Origin of the sequence: Streptomyces sp. NPDC006798 (assembly GCF_040635975.1) — a bacterium.
Taxonomy (GTDB): Bacteria; Actinomycetota; Actinomycetes; order Streptomycetales; family Streptomycetaceae; genus Streptomyces.
In genome coordinates, this window is the sequence record NZ_JBEYIS010000027.1 from 94,336 (window position 1) to 103,517 (window position 9,182).

Genomic DNA, 9,182 nt, shown 5'->3' on the forward strand with positions numbered 1-9,182 from the left:
ACGCCTTCACCGAACCATTCGGACCCAACACGACATAATCAGCCCTCCCATCCCCGTCCAGATCCGCGAAACGGACCTGCTCCGGAGTCCACTGAGGCGAACCGGGCGCGGTGATCGGAAGAAGATCCCAGTTCGCTCCGGACACATGCCGATACGCCTTCACGGACCCGTTCTCACCCAGGACGACGTAATCAGCTCTCCCGTCCCCGTTGAGATCGATGTCGTAGTCACCAGGGATACCCGGTACGGCCGGTGGCGGTACGACGGGCACGGTTTCGGTGATCCAGTCGGCGGCTGCGGCCCGTTTGATTCCGGCGTAGAAGGCGTCGGCCATCTTGGCGTAGCCGCTGGAGTTGGGGTGCAGGCCGTCCGCGAGATCGCCGTTATTGATGGCGCTGAAGTCGGCCAGATCCAGCTTGCGTTTCTTGTTGTCCTGCTGGTCCTTGACGATAGCCTTCAGCTTTGTGTTAAAAGTATCCACCAGCGGTTGCAGGACCTCTCCGTCTTTCGTCCTGCTGTTGGGGACGATGGGGGCGATCACGACGGTCACGTCCGGAGCGGCGCCGAAAATCTTGTCGAGTAGCTTTTCGACCTTAGCGGGGGCGTTGGCCCGGTCGACGTTGTGCTCGATGTTGTTGGACCCGATATGCAGCGTGATCACGTTGGGCTCGGCCGCCACCATCCAGGATTCGACCCGGTTGGAAACCTGCTCGATCGTCCAGCCCGAGTGGCCCTCGTGTTTCTGGCCGCCGTTCGTCTGGGAGCCGACGAAGTTGACTCTGGCGGCGTGCCCACCCTGCACCAGCTTGTCGCCGAGGCCCAATCGGTAGCCTTGGCAGTTCGCCCGATCCGCCGACGTGGGGCAGCTGGAGTGACCCACCCCGACGGTGATGGAGTCCCCGAGCGGCATCACGGCGAGCCTCGGAACCGGATGATGCTGCTCCTCGGGGGGCTCGATCCGTTCGATACGCCAGACCTGTTGCTGGTCGGTCTCGTCGCAGATCCTGCGGCTCACCCACTTCCTGCCGATGATCCCCTCACTGGGGTCCTGGATCAGGCAGGAGACGGGGCGGGTGTTCGTGGGGTCGGGCAGATCCGTGACGAGAACGCCCTCGGCTGCCCCGGTCCCGTAGCCCGCCGAGTGTGTCCATCCCAGGGGCTCGCCGTCGAGGAATGCCCAGCGGGAGGAATTCGAGGTCAGATACTGCTTGTTGTGCTGGGCCTGGAAGGACATCCCGGCCACACCCGGGGATGTCTCGGGCATATTGCGCATGAGCCAGCGTTGGCTGTCCTTCGTGTCGTCCTGCGGGCCTGTCACCACCCAGGCGTCCGCGCTGTTGTCGTGCGCGTCCAGGACTTCGTTCGTCTTCATATTTCGAATCCGGACGAATCCCTCCCGGCCGCCGTCCAGAGATCTCACGTATGGCTTTCCGGAACTGGAGATACCGCAGCTGTAGGCGGAGCTCCGCGCGGAGTTCATATACGACCCGAGCTTGGTGAGGCAGTCCGAGAGGATCTCCTGTCCGTAGGCGTTGGGGTGGATCGCCTCCTGCTGGTGGCCCTGCTGGTGCGGGCCATTGCCGAACTCCGTGAGATACGGCACCCAGCGCACCCATTCGGCGCTGTCCCGGGTCACCCCCGCGTTGCTGGTCGACTGAGCGGCCGATGTCGAGCAGAGTTCATGGCCGGCGAAGGCCCCCTGAAGGTCCAGGAAGGTGGCGTTCCCCATGCCGGCCGCCGTGCGCAGCATGGCGCTGATCCTGGGTACCACCGAGTTGGCGGCCCAGTCCGAGTCGGTGTCGCGGAAGGGGCAGCCGCCCTGGGTGTAGCGCGTGTAGCCGGGCCCTTGTGCGTAGCGGTTCTGGCCGGCCGGGGCGATGGGGTTCGGATAGGACTGGAGCACCAGGCGGTAGGTCTCCGGGCTCCGGCCCTGGGCCCGCATGGTGGCCCGGATCTTCCCCAGGGTAGCCGCCACCTTGCCCCGGACTGTGTCCAGGGCGGCGGCGAAAGCGGCCTCCTGCGACGCCTGGCACGTGCCCCCGAGCGGGGTCAGGTACTTGATGGCGCAGTCCCTGAGGATCCCGGAGAAGTTCAGGTCGTTGCCTCCGATGGAGAGCACGATGAGCGTGATGTCGTTGTCCCTGGCCAGCTCCGCGAGTCTGCTGACCTGCGGTGGTTCCCCCTTGAAGCCCTGATCGGTCACATGGTCGGTGGTGGCGCCGGAGCAGGCGATGTTGAAGCGCTGTTCCCTGGGGATGTCGTCGACGTCCGCCCCGGTGATCTCGGCGACGTCGGAGCGATGGCAGCCCTTCCCGGGAGGATCGGGGTTCCCGGGAGCGTCGACCGCGGTGTTCCCGTACACACAATCCTCGCCCGGGGAACACTTCGCCCGGCGGTCCGTCCCCCAGGCCCCGGCCTCCGACGTGTTGCCGTTCCCCGCCCACCGGCCACCCTCACCGGAGATGAAGCTGTCACCCATCGAGACGATTGCCTCCCCGCGCACCGGGGGCATCGGGCAGGGGTCGATGCCGGCCGCCGCCCCGGAGCCACCGGCCGGGGCGGGCGGGACCGGGCATATGCCGGGATCCACGTTGGACGTCGAGAAGACGACCGGACGGTGATCGCTGCCCGTCTGGTTGAGTCCGGTCGCCTTGTACCCGGTCGCGGCACCCTTGGCGAACATGTAGTCGAGTTCCGCGCCGTTCCCCGACGAAGAGGTTTGGATTCCCGAGTTAATGATCCGTTCGTCCGGGTCCAGGACGAGATTTCCCTTCAGAGGCTTCTCTCTTTCCAGGTCCATTCCCGCCTCGGCTATGGGGACGCGGTTGAAGTCCCCGAGGGCCGCCCAGTTGTTCTTATGGGGGTCGGTGGCTTGCTCCTGCGCCAGGCTGATGTCCTCGATCAGCAGGTCGGCGTTGTTGTCCCCGCGGGGTGTCTGGGTAGTGGCGTGGATCGAGTAGAACCAGGTGTCGACGTACTTCACGCCCAGCGCGAGGAACGGCAGCTTGTCCTTGCGGTCCTTCCGGGGCACCACCACACGCAGGTCCCCCGCCGCCAGCTGCTGCCGGGAGATGACCGCGATCGACCGGTTGCTGCTCTGGCGGACCCCGATGCCCCCGCCGATTTGCTTGATGCGGTAGAGGTAGAGGGTGGACGTGCCCCTGGTCCAGGTGGACTGATCGACGCTAACAGTGGTCGGTGTCGTTCCGGGCGGGCTGTGGGGGTCGATCCGTTCGACGGGGATGACGGAGGTGGGGGTCCCGGGAGTGTTGGGAAGCGCATCGTCCCGCACTTCCTGCAACGCCATCAGGGCCAGGTTCTTCTGAGTGACGACGGCGTGGGCCGCATTCAGATTGGCGGCCGTGGCGTGGACGTTCCAGGTGCCTACAGCGTGGTCGGAGACCGCGGCCGCCGCCGGCGTCGCCGGCAGGAAAAGGGTTTGGAGCAGCCCCAGGAGCAGGCTGAGGGAGATCACCTGGGTCAGCGGGACCCGCAGAGGTCCCCTTCTGGCCGACAGGCGGCCGGCGGGCTGTGCGGAGGGTCTTCTCATTCACGACCTCGTTCCGTGTCCGGGCATGGGCCGATACCGGAGCAGGCATCGATGTCATGATCATGCGAGAGCAGACCCCCATCTGACATCGTGGAAAACCACGGTCTTCACGGGGCCGGCAGCAAGGCGTGCGTCTCGTGGTACGGAGCCCGGGGCGGGTCAGCGGGCCACCCGCGACCGCGTTCCGGACGGCCCCGGACGGTGGACTCCACCGACGCCCGGACCCCGGAAACCTGTTGCGCGGGCCTCCGTACAAGTGCGCACCCCGAGCCGGCGGTGTACCGGGGCTCCGGGCAAGCCCGCCCGGACCGCGTACGGGCCGGTCTCACCCGGGCGCGGGCACGTCCGCGGGTACTCGTTGCTCTTGGGCGTCGGCGGGCCGGACCGGCCCGGGGCCCGTCGGGGGCGGCCGGGTGCGGCTTCAGCGGCCGAGGGCCGCCATCGCCGCGTTGTGTCCGGGGATTCCGCTGACCCCGCCGCCCCGGACCGCGCCCGCGCCGCAGAGCAGGACATTGGCGTACCGGGTCTCGACGCCCCACCGCCCGGTGTCCTCGGCGGCGTACGGGAACGACAGCTCCCGGTGGAAGATGTGCCCGCCCGGCATGCCCAGCTCCCGTTCCACGTCCAGGGGTGTCTTCGCCTCCAGGCAGGGCTCGCCGTCGGCGTCGACGGCGAGACAGTCCGCGATCGGCTCCGCCAGATGGGAGTCAAGTTCGGCGAGGGTACGGGTGAGGAGTTCGGCCCGGACCCGGTCGTGGTCGGCGGTGAACAGCCGGGCCGGGGTGTGCAGTCCGAACAGGGTGAGGGTGTGCAGTCCGCGGGCGGCCGGGCCGGGGCCGAGGATCGACGGGTCGGTCAGTGTGTGGCAGTAGATCTCCGACGGCGGGGCGGTCGGCAGCAGTCCGGCCGCCGCCTCGCGGTACGCGGTGGCGAGTTGTCCGTACCCCTCGGAGACATGGAACGTCCCGGCGAAGGCGTGCCGGGGATCGACCGCCGGGTCCTTGGGCCGGGGCAGCGTCCGCAGCACCATGTTCACCTTGAACTGGGCGCCCTCGGGGGCGGGTCCGGACGGCTGGTCGCCGAGCAGCCGGGCCAGTTCCCGGGGCGCGGCGTTCACCAGGACGTGGCGCGCCGCGACGGTGCCGTCGCCGTCGGCCGTACGGTAGCCGACCTCGGCGGTGGTGCCGTCGGTGGCGATGGCGGTGACCTCGTGCCGGACGGCGATCTCGGCGCCCGCGGTACGGGCCGCGGCGGCGAGCGCGTCGGTGAGGGCGCCCATGCCGCCGACGGGGACGTCCCAGTCGCCGGTGCCGCCGCCGATGACGTGGTAGAGGAAGCAGCGGTTCTGGGCCAGGCCGGGGTCGTGGGCGTCGGCGAACGTGCCGATCAGGGCGTCCGTCAGGACCACGCCCCGGACCAGGTCGTGCCGGAACCGCCGCTCGACGGCGGCTCCGACCGGCTCCTCGAACAGCTCCCGCCAGGCGGTGTCGTCGTCGATCCGGGCGCGCAGCTCCGCCCGGGTGGGCAGCGGTTCGGTCAGGGTGGGGAAGACCCGGCGGGCGATCCGCCCGGTGAGGTCCTGGAAGTCGCGCCACGCCCGGTACTCGCCGTCGCCGCCGGTGAGCGCGGCGAAGGACTCCCTGGTCCGTCCGGCCCCCACGAGCAGCCCGCCGCCGTCGTAGGGGGTGTAGGAGGAGACCGTCCGTTTCCGTACGGCGAAGGAGAGTCCGAGGTCGCGCACGATGGTGTCGGGGAGCAGGGAGACCAGGTACGAGTACCGCGAGAGCCGGGCGTCGACGCCGGTGAACGGCCGGGTGGAGACGGCGGCGCCACCGGTGGCCGCGGACCGTTCGAGGAGCAGGACGGAGCGGCCCGCGCGGGCCAGATAGGCGGCGGCGACCAGGCCGTTGTGGCCACCGCCGACGATCACGGCGTCATAGGCGGACCGCGAGGGCCGTCCGGGATGTCCGGGCGTCGGTACGGGCGGTACGGGCGGTACGTCCATGAGGCGGACCCTAACCCGCCCGGGCCGCGCGCGGGACCCCCGGCGGCCCGGGTTCGGTACCGGTGCCCGTGCCGCGGAGGGCGTCGAGGAGGAGCAGCAGGGCGGGGTGGCCGCCGGGCGCGCTGCGGACGGCGGCGCGCAGCGGCCGGACGGGTTCGGGGCCGCGGATCCGGCGGACGGCGATCCCGGGGTGGCGGGCCCCGAGTCCGAGCGCCGGGGCGATGGCGACCCCGAGCCCCGCGGCGACCAGGCTCTGTACGGTGGCGTGGTCCTCGCCGCCGACGACGACGTCGGGGGCGGTCCCGGCCGCGGTGTACGGGTAGGGGCGGCGGGCCGGGCCGGGGCCGGGGGCGGCGGAGACGATCCACGGCTCGCGGGCGAGTTCGGCGAGGTCCACGACCCGGCGGGCGGCGAGCGGATGTCCGGCGGGCAGCAGGGCCCGGTAGGGGTCGTCCAGCAGATGTTCGAGCCTAACCCCCTCGGGTACGCCGTGTACGCCGCCCGCGGGGCCCGGCAGTCCGGGGGCGTCGGCGACGACGGCGAGGTCGACCAGGCCGCGCGCCACGTCGGCGAGGGCGTCGTCGCCGACCGCGATGTCGGGGGCGATGTCGATCCGTACCTCGGGGTGCGCGGCCCGCAGCCGGGCCAGCGCCGGGGCGACCAGGGGGGCGCCGCAGCCCGCCGCGTACCGGACCACCAGCCGTCCGGTGCGTCCGGCCCTGAGGTCGGCGAGGGCGGTCTCGGCCTCGGCGATCTGCCGTCCGATGAGGACGGCGTGTTCGGCCAGCAGCCGTCCGGCGGCGGTGGGCCGGATACCGCGCCCGGCCCGTTCCAGCAGTACGGTCCCCGTCTGCCGTTCCAACGCGGCCACCTGCTGGCTCACGGCGGACGGCGTGTATCCCAGCCGGGCGGCGGCCGCGGTGACGGACCCTCCGGCGACCACAGCGCACAGCACCCGCATACGCCTCACGTCGAGCACGTCCCGAGCTTAGGCCCCCGGGCGCCCGCCCCGCACGATCCCCGGCCGGTGCCGGGGGTGGTCGGGGCGGGTTCAGGGGCGGCCGGGGGCGCGGGGCGCGGACGGCCGCCGACGGTCCGTCCGTCCAGAGGCGCGCGGGCCCCGCCGCGCCTCGGCCCGCGCGGGGGCACGGCCGGGGACCGGCACGGGCGCTCAGCCCGTCCGGCCGTCCCGGAGGGACGCCGCGCGGCGGTAGAGGGCCATCGCCTCGTCGTGGCGGCCGAGTTGTTCCAGGCAGTGGGCCTCGTCGTTGCGGCTGGCGAGGGCGTCGGGGTGGGCGGCGCCGAGGACTCTGGCGCGGGCCTCGGCCACCGTCGTATAGGCCGTGAGGGCTTCCTGCCAGTGGCCGAGCCAGCCGAGTGCGACGGCGATCTCCCGGCGGCTGACGAGGGTGTCGGGGTGGTCGGGGCCGAGGACGCGTTCGCGCCGGGCGGTGATGTCGCGGGCCTGGTCGAGGGCTTCCGGCCAGCGGGCCAGCCGGCCCAGATTGACCCCGATGCCGTGCCGGGCGCGCAGGGTCTCGGGGTCGTCGGGGCCGGAGATCCGGGTCCGGTCGGCGGCCAGGTCCCGGTAGTGGTCGAGGGCTTCGGAGCCGTGCCCGAGGCGGCCCAGGCCGATGCCGACCTCGTAGCGGGCGGCGAGGGTGTCGGGGTGGTCGGCGCCCAGGGCGCGTTCCCGGGCGGCGACGACCTCGCGGTAGGCGGCCAGCGCCTCGGGCCAGCGGCCGAGCTGGCCGAGGGCGTACGCCACCTCGTAGCGGCTGACCAGGGTGTCGGGGTGGTCGGCGCCCAGGACTCTGGCCCGGGCCGCGGCGACCTCGCCCGCCATCCGGAAGGAGTCCTCGACCCGGCCGAGCCGGTTGAGGTTGAAGGCGAGGTTGTGGCGGCAGCGCAGGGTGTCGGGGTGGTCGGCGCCGAGGACGCGTTCGCGGGCGGCGAGTACGACGGTGTAGCCGTCGTGGGCCTCCAGATGGCGGCCGAGCTGGCCGAGGACGTAGGCGGTCTCCTGCCGGGCGGCGAGGGTGTCGGGGTGGTCGGCGCCCAGGGCGCGTTCCCGGCCGTCGGCGACCTGCTGGAAGGCTCGGAGGGCGTCTTCGGCGCGGCCGGTGCGGCTGAGGGTGAAGGCGACCTCGTAGCGGCTGGCGAGGGTGTCGGGGTGGTCGGGGCCCAGGGTGTGCTCGCGTTCGGCGGCGACGGAGCGGTGGACCTCGCCCGCCTCCTCCCAGCGGCCGAGCCTGCCCAGGCTGAGTCCGGCGCTGTGGCGGCTGGCGAGGACGGCCAGCGCCTCCGGGAACGGGGTGGGCCGTTCCCGGCGTACGGGCCGGGGGGCGACGGCGCGCCGGGCGGCGGTTCCGGTGGTCCATTCGCCGGTGAGTCCGGCGGCCGGGTCGGGCGGCAGGGGGCGCGGCCCGGTGGCCGTGGCCCGGTGGCCCCCGGTCATCCGGCGGCCCCAGACCGGCCAGGCGGGCAGCGGCGCGGGACCGGCGTCGTCGGGCGCGGCGGCCGGGGTGGGTTCGCCGATGGGCGGGGTGAGCCGGCGGCCGAGGTCGCGGGCGTGGGCGGGCCGGTCTTCGGGGGATTTGGCGAGCAGGTCGAGTACGGCGCTCTGGAAGTAGTCGGGGATCTGGGGGCGGTGGACTCGCAGCGGCTGGGGGACGGTGTCGCGGTGTCCGACGAGGACGGCCCAGGCGTCCTCGTCGTCGAAGGGCGGGACGCCGGTGGCGATCTCGTAGAGGACGCAGCCGAGGGAGTACAGATCGCTGCGGTGGTCGACGGTCCGGCCGCCGCCGATCTGTTCGGGCGACATGTAGTGCGGGGTGCCCATGGCGATCCCGGTTCCGGTGAGCCGGGAGGAGGTGGTGGCGATGTGGCCGAGGCGGGCGATGCCGAAGTCGCAGATCTTCACCGTGCCGTCGGTGAGCCGCATGATGTTCGCGGGTTTCAGATCGCGGTGGACGACGCCCCGGTCGTGGGTGTAGGCGAGGGCTCCGGCGACCTGGACGGCGATGTCGACGACCTCGGCGACGGGCAGCGGATGGTTGGCGTTGTCCTCCAGCAGCTGGCTGAGGTTCCGTCCGTCGAGGAGTTCCATCACCAGGAAGAGGACCCCGTCGTCCTCGCCGAAGTCGTGGACGACGGTGACGCCCCGGTGCTGGAGGGCGGCGGCGACCCGGGCCTCGCGGCGGAAGCGTTCGCGCAGGACGCCGGTGACGGCGGTGTCGTGATGGGGGGTCATCGGCTTGAGGCATTTGACGGCGACGTTCCGGCCGAGGGCCTCGTCCTGGGCGCGCCATACCTCGCCCATCCCGCCGCGCCCGATCACATCGAGCAGCCGGTACCGGCCCTGGATCAGCCTGGTCTCCGCCATCGCCTTCGGTCGCCCCCGTCGGTGTGCTCCGTGCTCCCCCTTGCCGGACCAGTATGGCCGGGTGGGCGGGGCGTGGGTACGGGCCGCCCCCGTGCCGCGTCGCGGGTGTGCGGGCCGGGGCCGCGTCGCGGGTGTGCGGCGTCGGCGCGCGGCACGGGTTGCGGTCGTACCCGGGGCGTCTGGTACTGGGACTCGCGGCCACCCAGTCCATCGGCGCCGTCCTGGGCGCCCTGGTCTCGGGC

4 protein-coding genes are annotated in these 9,182 nt (G+C 72.2%); all 4 read right to left on the minus strand.

Annotation, left to right across the window (positions count from 1 at the left end; translation table 11 throughout):
• Positions 1-3,475: GDSL-type esterase/lipase family protein (locus tag ABZ714_RS20015; RefSeq protein WP_358826595.1), on the minus strand; the 3,475-nt coding region annotated here is incomplete at its 3' end.
• Between the two features lie 496 nt (positions 3,476-3,971).
• Positions 3,972-5,555 (minus strand): NAD(P)/FAD-dependent oxidoreductase, encoded by a 1,584-nt coding sequence (locus ABZ714_RS20020; protein WP_358826596.1) that lies wholly within the window; start codon positions 5,553-5,555, stop codon positions 3,972-3,974.
• A gap of 10 nt (positions 5,556-5,565) precedes the next feature.
• A complete protein-coding gene (locus ABZ714_RS20025) occupies positions 5,566-6,516 on the minus strand; it encodes a LysR family transcriptional regulator (protein WP_358826604.1) in 951 nt (316 codons plus the stop codon).
• A 210-nt stretch (positions 6,517-6,726) separates the two neighbouring features.
• The gene (locus tag ABZ714_RS20030; protein ID WP_358826597.1) at positions 6,727-8,940 is read right to left on the minus strand and encodes a tetratricopeptide repeat protein; all 2,214 of its coding nucleotides are present in this window, start codon (positions 8,938-8,940) and stop codon (positions 6,727-6,729) included.
• Positions 8,941-9,182: the final 242 nt, after the last annotated feature.

What these genes read in the sequence shown, in the direction of transcription:
- ABZ714_RS20030 (WP_358826597.1), bottom strand. Translation starts at nt 8,940, where the DNA reads ATGGCGGAGACCAGGCTGATCCAGGGCCGGTACCGGCTGCTCGATGTG.
- ABZ714_RS20025 (WP_358826604.1), bottom strand. Translation starts at nt 6,516, where the DNA reads ATGCGGGTGCTGTGCGCTGTGGTCGCCGGAGGGTCCGTCACCGCGGCC.
- ABZ714_RS20020 (WP_358826596.1), bottom strand. Translation starts at nt 5,555, where the DNA reads ATGGACGTACCGCCCGTACCGCCCGTACCGACGCCCGGACATCCCGGA.